10 protein-coding genes are annotated in these 15,053 nt (G+C 66.9%); 5 read left to right on the top strand and 5 right to left on the bottom strand.

Features of this window, described 5'->3' with window-relative positions:
* Positions 1 to 154 precede the first annotated feature (154 nt).
* From D3874_RS11395 to D3874_RS11385, 3 genes are all read left to right on the top strand, one after another.
* Complete coding sequence (locus D3874_RS11395) at positions 155 to 2,329, top strand: phosphocholine-specific phospholipase C (protein WP_119782257.1); 2,175 nt, start codon at positions 155 to 157, stop codon at positions 2,327 to 2,329.
* Positions 2,330 to 2,462: 133 nt separating this feature from the next.
* The gene (locus tag D3874_RS11390) at positions 2,463 to 4,640 is read left to right on the top strand and encodes a phosphocholine-specific phospholipase C (RefSeq protein WP_119778190.1); all 2,178 of its coding nucleotides are present in this window, start codon (positions 2,463 to 2,465) and stop codon (positions 4,638 to 4,640) included.
* A gap of 229 nt (positions 4,641 to 4,869) precedes the next feature.
* Positions 4,870 to 7,050: a phosphocholine-specific phospholipase C gene (locus D3874_RS11385; protein WP_119778189.1), complete on the top strand. Its 2,181-nt coding sequence runs from the start codon at positions 4,870 to 4,872 to the stop codon at positions 7,048 to 7,050.
* Between the two features lie 53 nt (positions 7,051 to 7,103).
* On the opposite strand, the gene mepA is transcribed toward D3874_RS11385, so the two are convergent.
* The 3 genes from mepA to D3874_RS11370 all read right to left on the bottom strand — a co-directional run bounded on the left by mepA (position 7,104) and on the right by D3874_RS11370 (position 10,701).
* A complete protein-coding gene (gene mepA / locus D3874_RS11380; RefSeq protein ID WP_158595942.1) occupies positions 7,104 to 7,856 on the bottom strand; it encodes a penicillin-insensitive murein endopeptidase in 753 nt (250 codons plus the stop codon).
* A gap of 265 nt (positions 7,857 to 8,121) precedes the next feature.
* Positions 8,122 to 9,591, bottom strand: coding sequence for a RimK family protein (locus D3874_RS11375; RefSeq protein WP_119778187.1), 1,470 nt, complete (start codon positions 9,589 to 9,591; stop codon positions 8,122 to 8,124).
* 18 nt (positions 9,592 to 9,609) lie between these two features.
* Positions 9,610 to 10,701, bottom strand: coding sequence for a peptidase C39 family protein (locus D3874_RS11370; RefSeq protein ID WP_119778186.1), 1,092 nt, complete (start codon positions 10,699 to 10,701; stop codon positions 9,610 to 9,612).
* Positions 10,702 to 11,007: 306 nt separating this feature from the next.
* Between D3874_RS11370 and D3874_RS11365 the strand changes: the two genes are divergently transcribed.
* A complete protein-coding gene (locus tag D3874_RS11365; RefSeq protein WP_119778185.1) occupies positions 11,008 to 12,264 on the top strand; it encodes an MFS transporter in 1,257 nt (418 codons plus the stop codon).
* 58 nt (positions 12,265 to 12,322) lie between these two features.
* The gene (locus D3874_RS11360; protein ID WP_119778184.1) at positions 12,323 to 13,837 is read left to right on the top strand and encodes a WS/DGAT/MGAT family O-acyltransferase; all 1,515 of its coding nucleotides are present in this window, start codon (positions 12,323 to 12,325) and stop codon (positions 13,835 to 13,837) included.
* Between the two features lie 157 nt (positions 13,838 to 13,994).
* On the opposite strand, the gene D3874_RS11355 is transcribed toward D3874_RS11360, so the two are convergent.
* Positions 13,995 to 14,363, bottom strand: coding sequence for a DUF1304 domain-containing protein (locus tag D3874_RS11355; RefSeq protein WP_119778183.1), 369 nt, complete (start codon positions 14,361 to 14,363; stop codon positions 13,995 to 13,997).
* Between the two features lie 37 nt (positions 14,364 to 14,400).
* Positions 14,401 to 14,934, bottom strand: coding sequence for a carboxymuconolactone decarboxylase family protein (locus D3874_RS11350; RefSeq protein WP_119778182.1), 534 nt, complete (start codon positions 14,932 to 14,934; stop codon positions 14,401 to 14,403).
* Positions 14,935 to 15,053: the final 119 nt, after the last annotated feature.

Here is a 15,053-nt window from a genome sequence, read left to right as displayed (position 1 = left end):
TTGTCAGTAAATATCCCCTGACAAAGAATCAGTGCGCGCCTTTTCTGGTCTTCTTTTGATGAGCGCCAGCAAAAGCAGCGTATTGCCTTGGTCAAATCTGACAATTTTGTTTCAGATTTCAGTGCGACGTGGCGTAACCCGGGGGATGACGGCGATGACCGACAAGAGCAGGCGAGATTTCTTGAAGCAGGCCGGCGCCGTCGCCGGTACCGCTGCCGCCCTGTCGGCGTTCCCGCCGGTCATCCGCGACGCGCTGGCCATTGCCGCCAACAACGCCACGCGCAGCATCCAGGATGTCGAGCATGTCGTCATCCTGATGCAGGAAAACCGCTCGTTCGATCATTACTTCGGCACCCTGGCCGGGGTGCGCGGCTTCGGCGACCGCTTCACCATCCCGCTGCCGGGCGGGCGCAGCGTGTTCCAGCAGAGCAACGGCACCCGCGTGGTGATGCCCTATCACCTGGATGCGAGCAAAGGCAACGCCCAGCGTATCAACAGCACGCCGCACACCTGGCCCGATGCCCACCAGGCCTGGGCCGACGGCCGCATGTTCGAATGGCCCCGGTACAAGGAAGACCGGTCGATGGGCTATTTCAAGGAAGCGGAGCTGCCCTTCCAGTTCGCCCTGGCCAATGCCTTCACCCTGTGCGACGCCTATCATTGCGCCGTACACGCGGGCACCAATCCCAACCGCCTGTTCCATTGGACCGGCACCAATGGCCCGACGGGATCGAATGTCGCCATCGTGGTGAACGAATGGGACAGCCTCGGGCCCTCGGGCGAGGGCCATGTCTGGACCACCTATCCCGAGCGGCTGGAGCAGGCGGGTGTAACCTGGAAGGTCTACCAGAACCTGCCGGACAATTTCAGCGACAATCCCCTGGCCGGCTTCCGCCAGTATCGCAAAGCCAGCGAGGCGGTCGGCAACACGCCGCTGGGCGGCTTGCCCTATATCCCCTACAACACGCGCCAGGATGCCAAGGCCCCGCTCTACAAGGGTGTGGGCAACACCATGCCGCTGGGCGGGCTGCTGCAGGAATTCAAGCAGGATGTGAGGGCGGGGCGCCTGCCGCAGGTCTCGTGGATCGTGGCGCCGACCTTCTATAGCGAGCATCCGGCAATCTCCAGCCCGGTCCAGGGCGGCTGGTACATGCAGGAGACGCTGGCGGCGCTGGTGGCCAATCCCGAGGTCTGGAGCCGCACCGCGCTGATCATCAATTTCGACGAGAACGACGGCTTCTTCGACCATGCGCCGTCGCCCTCGGTGTTCTCGATGAACGCCAACGGCACCGCGGCGGGCGCCTCCACCCTGGGCGACCTGGCGGCGGAGCGGTTCAATCATGCAGCCCCCGCCGGCACCAGGAACCAGCCCAAGCCCGACGGCGGCGTCTATGGGCCGGGGCCGCGCGTGCCCTGTTTCATCGTCTCGCCCTGGAGCCGGGGCGGCTGGGTCAATTCGCAGGTCTTCGACCATACCTCGGTCCTGCGCTTCCTCGAGCAGCGCTTCGGCGCGGTCGAGGCCAATATCAGCCCCTATCGCCGCGCGGTTTGCGGCGACCTGACCTCGGCCTTCGACTTCGTCAATCCCAACACCGCCGTGCCCAGCCTGCCCAAGCTCAGCAAGATCAACGCCGACGCGATCCGTGCCGCCCAGGCGCTGCGCCTGCAGGTGCCGATCCCGGCCGAGAACGAGCAGACGGCGCCGGTGCAGGAACCGGGCGTGCGGCTGTCCCGCGCGCTGCCCTACGAACTGCATGTCGAGGCGGCGGTGGATGGCAACGGCGTCCGCCTGCGCTTCCGCAACACCGGCGCGGCGGGGGCGGTGTTCCACGTCTACGACCGCCTGCACCTGGACCGGCTGCCGCGGCGCTACCTGGTCGAGGCCGGCAAGCAGATCGCGGGCGACTGGCCGATCGTCGCCGACGACGGCAAGTATGACCTGTGGGTGCTGGGCCCCAACAGCTTCCACCGCCACTTCACCGGCGACGCCAAGGTGGCCGCTGGCAGCGGCCTGGCAACGACCGGCGTGGCGGTCGCCTATGACGCGCCGCACCGGCAACTGGGCATCGTGCTGACCAACACCGGCGGGCGCAGCAGCATCCTGCGGGTCAAGGCCAATGCCTACGAAAGCTATACCGTGCTGCAGCGGGTGGATCCCGGCCAGCGGGTGGTGCTGCGGCGGGCACTGGAACACAGCAGCAACTGGTACGATTACACCGTCGCCGCCCACGACGGCATCGGCTTCGGCCGCCGCCTGGCCGGCCGCATGGAGACCGGTGCCGACAGCGTCTCCGATCCCGCCAACGCGCTGGTGATGGTAGGCGGGTAGGCGAACGGCGATAGGTTTTCCTGAATCGTAGGCGTTCCGAAACATTACTGACATGTCGCGCCGTCATCATCGCTGACCATCGCGTCAGCATGCTGGCGCCGCGGCCGTATCTGTCTACCTGGGGCAAGCCATCATGACCGATCAGAACAGGCGAAATTTCCTGAAAGGGGCGGGCACCCTTGCCGGCAGCGCCGCAGCACTGTCGATGTTCCCGCCGGTCATCCGCGACGCGCTGGCCATTGCGGCCAACAACGCCACGCGCAGCATCCAGGATGTCGAGCACGTCGTCATCCTGATGCAGGAAAACCGCTCGTTCGATCACTATTTCGGCACGCTGGCCGGGGTCCGTGGCTTCGGCGACCGCTTCACCATTCCGCTGCCGGATGGGCGCAACGTGTTCCAGCAGTGGAACGGCTCGCGCGTGGTGACGCCCTATCACCTGGATGCCAGCCAGGGCAATGCCCAGCGGGTGACGGGAACCCCGCATAGCTGGGGCGATGCCCAGGCCGCCTGGGCCAACGGCCGCATGTCGGAATGGCCGCGCTTCAAGCAAGACCAGTCGATGGGCCACTACAAGGAGGCGGAAATCACTTTCCCCTTCGCCCTGGCCAATGCCTTCACCCTGTGCGATGCCTACCACTGCGGCATCCAGGCCGGCACCAACCCCAACCGCCTGTTTCACTGGACCGGGACCAACGGCCCGACCGGGGCCGGGGTCGCCGCCGTCGTCAACGAATGGGACAGCCTCGGCCCGTCTTCGCAGGGCTACACCTGGCTGACCTATCCCGAGCGCCTGCAGCAGGCCGGTGTCACCTGGAAGGTCTACCAGAACCTTCCGGACAATTTCGGCGACAATCCGCTGGCCGGCTTCCGGCAGTACCGCAAGGCCAGCGAGACCGTCGGCAATACCTCGGCCGGCTTTCCTTATATCCCCTACCGCACGACGCAGGATGCCAAGGCCCCGCTCTACAAGGGCGTCGGCAACACCATGCCGCTGGGCGGGCTGCTGCAGGAATTCCGTGCCGACGTGAAGGCGGGGCGGCTGCCCCAGGTCTCCTGGATCGTGGCCCCGACCAATTACAGCGAACATCCCGGCCCCTCGAGCCCGGTGCAGGGCGCCTGGTATATCCAGGAAACCCTGGCCGCGCTGGTTGCCTATCCCGAGGTCTGGAGCCGCACCGTCCTGATCGGCAATTTCGACGAAAACGACGGCTTCTTCGACCATGTGCCGCCGCCGGCGCTGTTCTCGCTGAACGCCGACGGCACCCCGGCCGGCGCCTCGACCGTGAAGGACCTGGCGGCGGAACGCTTCACCCATCCCAACCCGCCCGGCACCGCGGGCCAGCCGCAGCCCGACGGCCGGGTCTATGGCCCCGGCCCGCGCGTGCCCTGCTATATCGTCTCGCCCTGGAGCCGGGGCGGCTGGGTCAATTCCCAGGTGTTCGACCATACCTCGGTGCTGCGCTTCCTGGAGCAGCGCTTTGGCGTGCAGGAGCCCAACATCAGCGCCTATCGCCGCGCCTTCTGCGGCGACCTGACCTCGGCCTTCAACTTCGTCGACCCCAACGCCGCCGTCCCGGCCTTGCCGACCCGGACCAAGATTTCGGCCGACGCGATTCGCGTGTCGCAGGAACTGCGGCCGCAGGTGCCAGTGCCCTCGGAGGCCGAACAATCCGTGCCGCAGCAGGCGGCCGGGCTGCGCCTGTCGCGCGCACTGCCCTACGAACTCTTTGTCGATGCGACGCTCGACGCGGCCAAGGTCCGCCTGCGCTTCCGCAACACGGGTGCCGCCGGCGCCGTCTTCCATGTCTATGACCGGCTGCACCTGGACCGGGTGCCGCGCCGATATTCGGTGGAAGCGGGCAAGCAGATCGCCGGCGACTGGTCGATCACACCTGATCTCGGCAAGTATGACCTGTGGGTGCTCGGCCCCAACGGCTTCCATCGCCACTTCACGGGCGACGTGAATGTCGCCGGTGCCCCCGGCCGGGCGATCCCCGAGGTCGCCGTGACCTATGATGCGCCCGATCAGCGCCTGAACATCGTGCTGACGAACACCGGCGTGCGCAGCAGCATCCTGCGGGTCAAGGCCAACGCCTACGAAAGCTTTGCCGTGCTGCAGCGGGTGGACCCCGGCCAGCGGGTGGCGCTGCGCCGGTCGCTGGAGAACGGCAACAACTGGTACGATTACACCGTCGCCGCGCACGACGGCATCGGCTTCGGCCGCCGCTTTGCCGGCCGCATGGAGACCGGCACCGACGGTGTCTCGGATCCCGCCAACGCGCTGGTGACCGTGGGCGACGCGAGCTGAGATTGGCGGGTGGCAGCCGAGGCATTCCGGCGTGAAATGTTGATGGTTCCATGCGCCGGCTGCCTTGGCAGCCGGTGCCGATTTATTGAAATCGTATCGCCCCTGCAATAGCGCTGACACGATCACCGAAGACTATTGCCGCCACGAGTTCCAAGGCCTTTGCCAGCCGGGCCTTTCCCGGCTGACCGGCCGATTTGTCTCCCAGTGGTGTCCAGGAGGGGATGCAGTCATGACTGATAGCAACAGGCGAGATTTTCTGAAGGGTGTCAGCGCAATCGCGGGCATGGCCGCCACCATGTCGGCGTTCCCGCCGGTCATTCGCGAGGCCCTGGCGATTCCGGCCAACAATGCGACGAAGTCGATCCAGGACGTCGAGCATGTCGTCATCCTGATGCAGGAAAACCGCTCGTTCGACAATTATTTCGGCACGATGTCGGGCGTTCGCGGCTTCGGCGATCGCTTCCCCATTCCGCTGCCCGGCGGCCGCAACGTGTTCCAGCAGTCGAACGGCACGCGCGTCGTGGAGCCGTATCACCTGGACGCCACCCAGGGCAACGCCCAGCGCGTCAGCGGCACGCCGCATAGCTGGGGCGACGCCCAGGCCGCCTGGGACAACGGCCGCATGGCCGAGTGGCCGCGCTACAAGCGCGACTGGTCGATGGGCCACTACGAGCAGGCGGAACTGGACTTCCAGTACGCCCTGGCCAACGCCTTCACCCTGTGCGATGCCTATCATTGCTCGCTCCACGGCGGCACCAACTCGAACCGCCTGTTCCTGTGGACCGGCACGAACGGCCCGACCGGCGCCGGCGTCGCCTCCGTGGTCAACGAGTGGGACGACCTGGGCCCGTCCAGCGAAGGCTTCACCTGGGGCACTTATCCGGAGCGCCTGCAGGCGGCTGGCGTGACCTGGAAGGTCTACCAGAACATGCCCGACAACTTCACCGACAACTCGCTGCACGGCTTCCGCACCTTCCGCAAGGCCAACGAGGACGTCGGCAACAACTCGGACGGCTCTCCCTATATCCCCTACCGCACCAACCATGAACTCCGCACGCCCCTCTACAAGGGCTGCGGCAACACCATGCCGCTGGGCGGCCTGCTGGTCGAGTTCAAGGCCGACATCAAGGCGGGCCGGCTGCCCCAGGTGACCTGGATCGTTGCCCCGGCCACCTACAGCGAGCACCCCGGCCCCTCGAGCCCGGTGCAGGGCGCCTGGTATATCCAGGAGACGCTGAACGCCCTGATCGCCTACCCGGAGGTCTGGAGCAAGACAGCCCTGATTATCAATTTCGACGAGAACGACGGCTTCTTCGACCACCTGCCGCCGCCCGCCCTGTTCTCGGCGAATGCCGACGGTACGCCCGCCGGCGCCTCGACGATCCCGGCGCACGACCTGGCCTTCGAACGCTTCATTCATCCCAAGCCGCCGGGCACCAGCAGCCAGCCGGCGCCGGACGGCCGCGTCTATGGCCCCGGCCCCCGGGTGCCCTGCTATGTCGTCTCGCCCTGGAGCCGTGGCGGCTGGGTGAATTCCCAGGTGTTCGACCACACCTCGGTGCTGCGCTTCCTGGAAACCCGCTTCGGCGTCGTCGAACCCAACATCAGCGCCTATCGCCGTGCCATCTGCGGCGACATGACCTCGGCCTTCAACTTCCTCACGCCGAACGGCGATATCCCGGCGCTGCCCAGCCGGAGCAAGCTCTCGGCCGACGCCATCCGCGCTGCCCAGGAACTGCGGCCCCAGGTGCCGGTGCCGTCCGAGGCGGATCAGGCGATCCCGCAGCAGGAGACCGGCCTGCGCCTGTCGCGCGCGTTGCCCTATGAATTGGGTGTCGACGCGACCACCGATGCCACCCGCGTCCGTCTGCGCTTCCGCAACACGGGCGATGTCGGCGCGGTGTTCCACGTCTACGACCAGCTTCACCTGGACCGCGTGCCGCGCCGCTACTCGGTCGAGGCGAACAAGCAGATCGCCGGCGACTGGACGGTCACCGCCGACGAGGGCAAGTACGACCTCTGGGTGCTGGGCCCCAACGGCTTCCATCGCCACTTCGAAGGCGATGTAGACCTGCTGGGCGAGGCCGGCCGCGCCATCCCGGAAGTCACGGTCAGCTACGACGCGCCGGACCAGCGCCTGAACATCGTGCTGGAGAACACCGGCAAGCGGAGCTGCGTGCTGCGCGTCAAGGCGAATGCCTATGAGACCTACTCGGTCCTCCAGCGGCTGGAGCCGGGTCAGCGCGTGGCCCTGCGCCGTTCGCTGAAGGATCACAACAACTGGTACGACTACACCGTCACCAACCAGGACGGCATCGGCTTCACCCGCCGCTTCGCCGGCCGCATGGAAACCGGTGTGGACAGCGTGTCCGATCCGGCCAACGCGACCGTGCTGGCCTCGGCCCAGTAGGCCGACGGCATCGCCTCATGCACCCCCGGCTTCGGCCGGGGGTGTTGCTTTTTCTAGGGGGCGGTCAGCACGGCGGCGCAGGCCGGCGGCAGGATCTTGGGTTTCGGCGGCGGCGGGGGCGGCGCATTGGGATCGCGCGGCGGCGGCGGGCGGAACCATTCCTCCAGGCTGTCGTCGCAGCCGTCGCCCACCGGGATCGGCTCCTGGTCCTTGCACAGGGGGCTGCCGGGCGGGCATTTCAGGCGGACGTGGAAATGCTCGTCGTGGCCCAGCCACGGCCGCAGCCGGCCGATCCAGCCGTGCTCGGCCGGGGGCAGGGTGAGGCACAGGTATTTCTTGATCCGGTAGTTGACGAAGATGCGGGCGACCAGCGGATCGGCCGCTGCGGTCTTCAGCATGGCAATCTGGGTCGCGCCGAAACGCTTGGGGTCCACGTCCTGCTTGTTCGCCGTCAGCATGCTGGGCGGGTCGCTCAGGGCCTCGCGGGCACTGGCCGCCATGGGGCCGGGCGTGAACAGGATGTCGACGTCGATGCCGATCTGGTGGCTGGCATGGCCATAGGCCATGGGGCCGCCGCGGGGCTGGCCCATGTCGCCGATCAGCATCGGCTTCAGCTTCCTGGCGACGAAGGCCGCCCCCAGGCGGTCCAGGTAGTCGATCAGTTGGGGGTGGCCCCAGTAGCGGTTGCGCCAGCGCCGCAACACCTGGAAGCCCGGGCCTTCCGCGTCCAGGGCGACGGCACCCGCGATGCAGCCGTTGGCATAGCCGCCGATCGCCTGCGCCGTGCCCCGGCTGGGTGTCGCCACCTTGCCCCAGGGCGTGTCGTATTTCGTCTGGGCGACGGCAGGGGTCGCGAGAAAGAAGAAAAGCGAGAGAAGGGTGCAGAGTGCCGTGACAACTCCCTCTCCGCCGCTTGCGGGGGAGAGGGAAGGGGCCCGTCGCGTCAGCGATGGGAAGGGTGAGGTGGTCGACGGGACAGGCTGTGTCTCACGCCGACCACCCACCTCACCCAACCCTCTCCCCCCTGAAGGGCGGAGAGGGCTACTTGGCATCGACGGGTTTGCCACGAGCCTAGCGCGACCGGCGCAGGTCGATGCGGCGCTGGAACGAGCCCAGCACGATCTTGTAGAGCTCGTCCTTCAGCACCGCATCCTCGACCCCCATGTCGATATTGGGGTTGTCGTTGATCTCGATGACGAAGATGCCCTTGTCGTTCTGCTTGAGATCCACGCCATAGAGGCCGTCGCCGATCAGGTTGGCGGCGGCCAGGGCAGTTTCGATCACCGCGCGCGGCGCCTCCTCGACGCTTAAGGTGCGCGCGGCGCCTTCCTGGAACTCGCCGCCCTTCTCGTGCTTGACGATCTGCCAGTGCTTCTTGGACATGAAATACTGGCAGACGAAGATCGGCTTGCGGTCCAGCACCCCCACGCGCCAGTCGTATTCCGTGTACATGAACTCCTGGGCCAGGACCATTTCGCTGTCCTTGAACATCGCCTTCAGGATCCCGTCCAACTCGTCCGCGTTCTCGGCCTTCTTCACGCCGCGGCTGAACGAACCGTCGGGGATCTTCAGGACCACCGGATAGGCGAACTGCCGCTCGATCTCGGCCACCCGGTTCTTGCCCAGAATCATGGTGTGCGGCCCCGGCACGCCGTTGCCGCGCAGCAGCTCGGCCAGGTAGACCTTGTTGGTGCAGCGCAGGATCGAGGTCGGATCGTCGATCACCGGCATGCCTTCCTCCTGCGCCTGCTTGGCGAAGCGGAAGGTGTGATGCGGGATCGAAGTGGTTTCGCGGATGAACAGCGCGTCGAACTGCGGCAGCTTGCGGAAATCCTTGCGCGTGATCAGCTCGACGTCGATGCCCATCTCGCTGCCGATGCGCACGAACTTCTGCAAGGTGCGGGCGTCGGTGGGCGGCAGCTTGTCGTCGGGATCGTGCAGGATGGCGAGGTCGTAGCGCGGCACCGCCTTCATGCGCGGCTTCACCCAGCGCTTCTGGGTATAGAGGTCGAGCGCTTCGAGGAACAAGGTATCCAGGGCCGCGGGCACTTCCTTGGGCGACAGGATCTCGATCTCGGGGACGTGCCAGACGCCGCCGTCGCAGGTGATCTCGATGCGCAGCAGGGGCGCCCGGAAACGGGCGAACACCGCTTCGGCCAGGTCTTCGAAGGCGGGATTGTCGGTGCGGCCGAAGAAGATGTGCAACTCGTGCGGTATCTCCTCGCCCGAACGGGTCTTGAGGCAGCGGCGCAGCACGTCGTCGAGATCGGCCAGCGCCTCCTTGTGCAGGGCGCGCTGGTCCAGCTCCAGCATGGTGGCGACGTCGGGCACGACCCGCTCGCCCCGGGCCTCGGCCAGCAGCGAACAATAATAGCCGACCGAGAGATAGCTGAAGTCGCGGCACAGGTTGACCACGCGGGCGTTGCGCAGCTTCAGATCGTCGGCATGGTCGAGATAGTCGAGAACGGTGATGACCCGCTGGCCCGGATCCGACCAGCGGAAATCGCTTTGCTTTTCGACGATGATCGCGTGGGCAGGCATCGGTCCTCCGCTTTCAGGTTATGCGCGCCGGCCCTTGATGATCACCGCCGCCTTTTGCTGGCCGCGCCCGAAGCGGGCCATGCGCTCGAATTCGGGCCGCGCAATCGGCATGCGAATCGAATCGTCCCTGTGCCGATCCTTGTAGATTGTCGGATCGTTGACGTAGACGAAATGCTCGTCGACGTCCGAGACCGCAATCCAGTGAGGTTGTTTCTGGCCGGCCATGCGCCAGACCGAAATCAGCACCACCGGCACTTCGCCCCGGCCGACCCGCTCGACCAGGGCGGACACGCCCAGGGTGCCGCGGACCACGGTGATGCCGGTCTCGATCACCTGTTCCGCCATGTCGTCGTGAACCAGGCGGACCACGCCCTTCTTTTCCTCGCTCCGTACCGAGTCGACGAACAGGGCGCCGTCGTCGTTGACGAAGACGTCGACGTCGAAGCCCCGGTGCCAGGCCGCCAGGGCCAGGCCGTAGGGGCTGCAGCCGCCGTGGCCCGAGGTCATGAAGATCGTCGTCGCCTCGCGCCACAGGCGCAATTCCTCGCGCCGGTCCAGCGCTGCGCCCACGTCGAAATTGCGCATCGCCATCATCAGGGCAGCGGGGCCGCAGGTGAAATCCAGGGTCTGGGCATAGAAGGGCAGGGTGCGGGCATCCGGCTCCGCCGCCTCGGCCAGGGATTTTTCGTAGCGCAACGCGGTGGTGCCGTCTTCGTAATAGGCGTCGTGGCGGCCGAACAGGCGGAAGCCGGCGGCCTCGTAAAGCCGCCGCGCCACGACATTGTCCTCGCGCACTTCCAGCCGCAGGGTGGCGCAGTCGCGCTCCCGCGCCGCCTCGATCGCCGCTTCCAGCAGGGGCCGGGCGATGCCCTTGCCGCGTGCCCGCGCCAGCAGGGCAATCGAATACAGCCGGGCGATCCAGGTGCCCTCGTGAAACAGCAGGCTGGCATAGCCGACGATTTCGCCCTCCGCCTCGGCCGCCAGCGTATAGGCATGGGCCTTGGTCAGCAGATGCTTGAAGCTGCGGGCGGACAGGCGATCGCCTGCGAAGGCGCGGGCTTCGATGTCGAGGAGTCGCGGCAGGTCGGCCGTGGTCGCCGGACGGATCATGCCCCTGTTGAATCACGGAACCGCCGCGCCATCAAGAGCGGGCGATGCGCTATTGGCGGCTCACACGCCACTCTCGATCGTCATGGCCGGGCTTGTCCCGGCCATCCACGTCGCCACGCCGCCTCCTCCGTCAACGGACTTGGCTCGTCCCGACGTGGATGCCCGGCACAAGGCCGGGCATGACGAGTTTGGTCGAACATCGAGGCCCGCGATTCGGGCCTGGAACGGCTGCATTACAGCCGTGCAGCATTGCTTGCTTGAAGCGGCGCGAAGGCCCGACCAATATCCCACTTCCGGGAGGGTAGAATGCTCAAGACCTTGATTGCCGTCGCGGCGCTGCTGGTGGGTATCGGCTGTGTTTCGGCGGGGAATGCCGTCCTGGCGACGACGGTCGGCATTCGCCTTGGCCTCGATCACGTCCCGTCGATCCTGGTGTCCTTCGTCCTGACCGGCTATCCGCTGGGCTTCCTGCTGGGCTGTCTCTATGCCCGCCCGGCGATCGGCAAGGTCGGCCCCGTGCATGCCTTCGCGGCCTTCGGCGGCCTGACCACGGTGGCCGCCCTGGGCCTGGCCCTGGTCGACGATCCTTATGTCTGGACCGTGCTGCGCGCCGCGTCGGGCTTTTGCAGCGCGGGCCTCTATACGGTGGCGGAAAGCTGGCTCAACAGCCGGGCGACGGTCGCCACCCGCGGCGCCGTCCTGGCGGCCTACATGATCACCGACAAGCTGGCCTATTCCGGCGGCCAGGGCATCGTCGCCTCGGGCGATCCCGCCACCCCGCTGCTGTTCGTGGTCTCGGGCCTGATCCTGGCCTTCTGCCTGGTGCCCGTCTCGCTCAGCACGGCCGAGGCACCGCAGGCGAGTGGGCGCTCGCGCTATGGTTTCCGGCAGCTCATGCGGGTCTCGCCCTTGGGGATCGCGGCAACGGCCGGGTCGGGGCTTGCCAATACCGCCGTTTCGCTGGCCGGGCCGATCTATGCCGCCGCGATCGGCCTGGACACCGGCCAGATCGCCTTGTTCATGTCCATGCTGTTCCTGGGCGGGCTGGCCTTGCAGTGGCCGATCGGCTGGCTGTCGGACCATTTCGATCGCCGCCTGATCCTGCTGGGCGCGCTCGTCGCCACCTGCCTGACGGCGGTGGGCATGGCCGTCGTCGGCCGCTCGGCCGAGATGCTCTACCTCATGGGATTTCTCTATGGCGGGGCCGCCTTCGTCATCTACCCGCTGGCCGTGGGCCATGCCAACGACATGATCGCGCCTGACCAGGTGGTGGCGGTTTCGGCCGGCCTGCTGATGTCCTGGGCCATCGGCTCGGTCGGCGGGCCGCCGATCGCGGGCTTGATGATGGGCTGGGTCGGGCCGTCGGGCCTCTTCATCTATGTCGCGGTGGTGACCGGCCTCCTGGCCCTGTTCACGATCTATCGCATGCGGGTGCGCGCCTCGGTGCCCAACGAGTTGCAGGGCAAATTCGTGCCCCTGCCCACGACCTCGGTCGCCGCGCCGCTCAATCCCCGGTCCGAGCGCCCGCCGAGCCAGCCGGCGGATGCGCGAGGCAATGCTTGATCCCCCGCCGGAACGCCGCTACCCCTAGGGAAAGCCAGAACAACGGCGGGGGGATCCTATGGAACGGCTCAGCGGGCTCGACGCCTCTTTCCTCTATCTCGAGACGCCGACCAACCACATGCATGTAGGCGGTCTGTGGATCGTCGAGATGCCCGAAGGCTACAAGGGCGGCTATTTCGACACGGTGAAGAAGCTGGTCGAAAGCCGGCTGCACCTGGCGCGGGCCTATCGCCGCCGCCTGCTGATGGTGCCGCTGGATATCGACCACCCGCTGTGGATCGAGGACCCGGATTTCGACATCGATTTCCACATGCGCCACATCGCCGTGCCGCCGCCCGGCGACATGAGCCAGTTGCTGGACCAGGTCGCCCGGCTGCATTCGCGCCCGCTCGATCGCTCGCGGCCCTTGTGGGAATTCTATGTGATCGAGGGCCTGGCCGATAACCGCGCCGCGGTCTACACCAAGATCCACCATTGCTGCATCGACGGCGTCGCCGGCACCGAACTGATGGTCTCGCTGCTCGACTTCGCGCCCGAGCCGCGCAACGTGGCGCCGCCCGACAAGCCCTGGGTGCCGGAACGCGCGCCCAACGACGTCGAGGTGCTGGCCCGTGCGGCCGTGCATGGCATCGTCAAGCCGATGTCGATGCTGCGCCGGATCCCCAAGCTGCTGGGCACGGTGCTGAACGTCGGCCGCCGCGCGCTGGAGCCGGGTGCCAGCCTGCCGCCGGCGCCGTTCCAGGCGCCGCGCACGCCGTTCAACCGGGCGCTGACCCCCCATCGCCGCTTTGCCGTGAAGACGATTCCGCTGTCGCAGGTGAAGGCGGTGAAGAATGCCCTGGGCTGCACCGTCAACGACGTGGTGCTGGCCCTGTGCTCGGGCGCCTTGCGGCGCTACCTCGCCAAGCACGGCCAATTGCCGGACAAGCCGCTGATCGCCATGTGCCCGATCTCGGTGCGCAGCGAGGAGCAGAAGGGCGAACTGAACAACCGCGTCTCGGGCATGCTGGTGTCGCTGGCGACCGATGTCGACGATGTGATCGAGCGGGTGGCGGCGATCAAGGAATCGACCAAGGACGCCAAGGAATCCTACAAGGCCCTGCCGGCCGACATGCTGCGCGACTGGTCGCTGTTCGCCGCCCCCCTGGTGGCGGCGCGGGCGGCCCGGCTCTACTCGCGTTACAAGATCGCCGACTATCACCGCCCGCCGTTCAACGTCGTGGTCTCGAACGTGCCCGGCCCCAGCTTCCCGCTCTACCTGGGCGGGGCGCAAGTGTTGCACACCTATCCGGTCTCGATCCCGGCCGACAGCATCGCGCTCAACATCACGGTGCAGTCCTATACCGACAATATCGAGTTCGGCCTGATCGTCGACCGCGAGGCGGTGCCCGACGTCGAGGACCTGGCCGATATGCTGCCGCTGGCCCTGGCCGAATTGACCGCGGCCGGGTCGGCCAAGGACAAGCCGAAGGAAAAGAAGGCCAAGCCCGCAGCCGGCGGCCGCCCGTCGAGCCTGGGCGCCGGCCGCATCACCGAAACGGTCGAGGAGATCGCCGCCAAGAAGGCGGGCTGAAGAACATTCCCTCTCCGCCGCTTGCGGGGGAGAGGGAAGGGGCCCGTCGCGAAGCGATGGGAAGGGTGAGGTGGTCGACGGGATAAATCACGCCCTATGCCGGCCACCCACCTCACCCAACCCTCTCCCCCTAAAGGGCGGAGAGGGCTATTTGCGGCTAGGCGTGCGGCACCAGAATGAACAGAAGCACCGCCACCACCGCGGGCAGGGCCTGCACGAATAGAATGCGCCGGTTCACCGTGATCGCGCCCCAGATCCCGGCGACGATCACGCAGGCGAGGCCGAACAGGGTGAAGGCCATGGCGACCGCAGGGTCGGCGTGAACGAAGCCGATCACCAGGGCCGCCACCAGGAAGCCGTTGTAGAGGCCCTGGTTCGACATGGCCGGCGCCAGGATCTCCACGGCATCGGGGCTGACCCCGAACACCTTAGGGCCGCGGGCTTTGAACAGCAGCATTTCCAAAATCACGATATAGACGTGGATCAGCGCCACCACGGCGGTGGCGATCTTCGCGGCGATCAGCATGAGGGCTCCTCTTGGGTTACGTCCGGCGCCGGGGACATTACTGCGCCTTGCGCTCGAACAGGTTCTGCTCCTCGATGTCGACTTCCAGGTTTTCCAGGAAACGGCTGACCATCATGTAGAAACCGATGGTGAGCAGCAGTTCGCACAGCTCGCGGTGCGAGAGATGGCTCGCCACGGCGGCGAACAGGGCCTCGGGCGCCTTGACTTCGCGCACCACCGCATCGGTGAAGCGCAGCACGGCCGCTTCCCTGGCGTCGAAGGCGGCGGCCTCCGGCCCCTCGTCGAGGGCGGCGATCTTGGCCTCGGCCACGCCGATGCGCCGCGCCAGTTGCTTGTGCTGATGGACCTCGTAGGTGGCGTGGCTGAGCAGGCCGACGCGGACGATGACCAGTTCGCGCAGGCCGGCATCGAGCTCGCCCTGGGTCAGCAGGGCATTGCCGAGCGCCAGGAAGCCGGGCGCGGCGGTCTTGGCATGGGGCAGCATCCTGAAGATGTTCAGCGGCCGATGGGCGACCATGGCCTGCATCTCGGGCGGCAGAGTCGCGATCTCGACATAGGGAATCCGGGCCATTTCGTCTCCTCGGGCGCCGCTTTGGCGGCTTGTTGCTTGATTTGGAGCTTAGCGGGCAAACCAGGGCAGCAGAAGGCCCAAGCGTGCCGCGACGTCATTTTGACTACCCTTGAGTAGGG

The organism is Oleomonas cavernae, from assembly GCF_003590945.1.
GTDB classification, from domain to species: domain Bacteria; phylum Pseudomonadota; class Alphaproteobacteria; order Zavarziniales; family Zavarziniaceae; genus Zavarzinia; species Zavarzinia cavernae.
The sequence above is the reverse complement of the archived record's forward strand: the minus strand, read 5'-3'. Positions and strand labels throughout refer to the sequence as shown.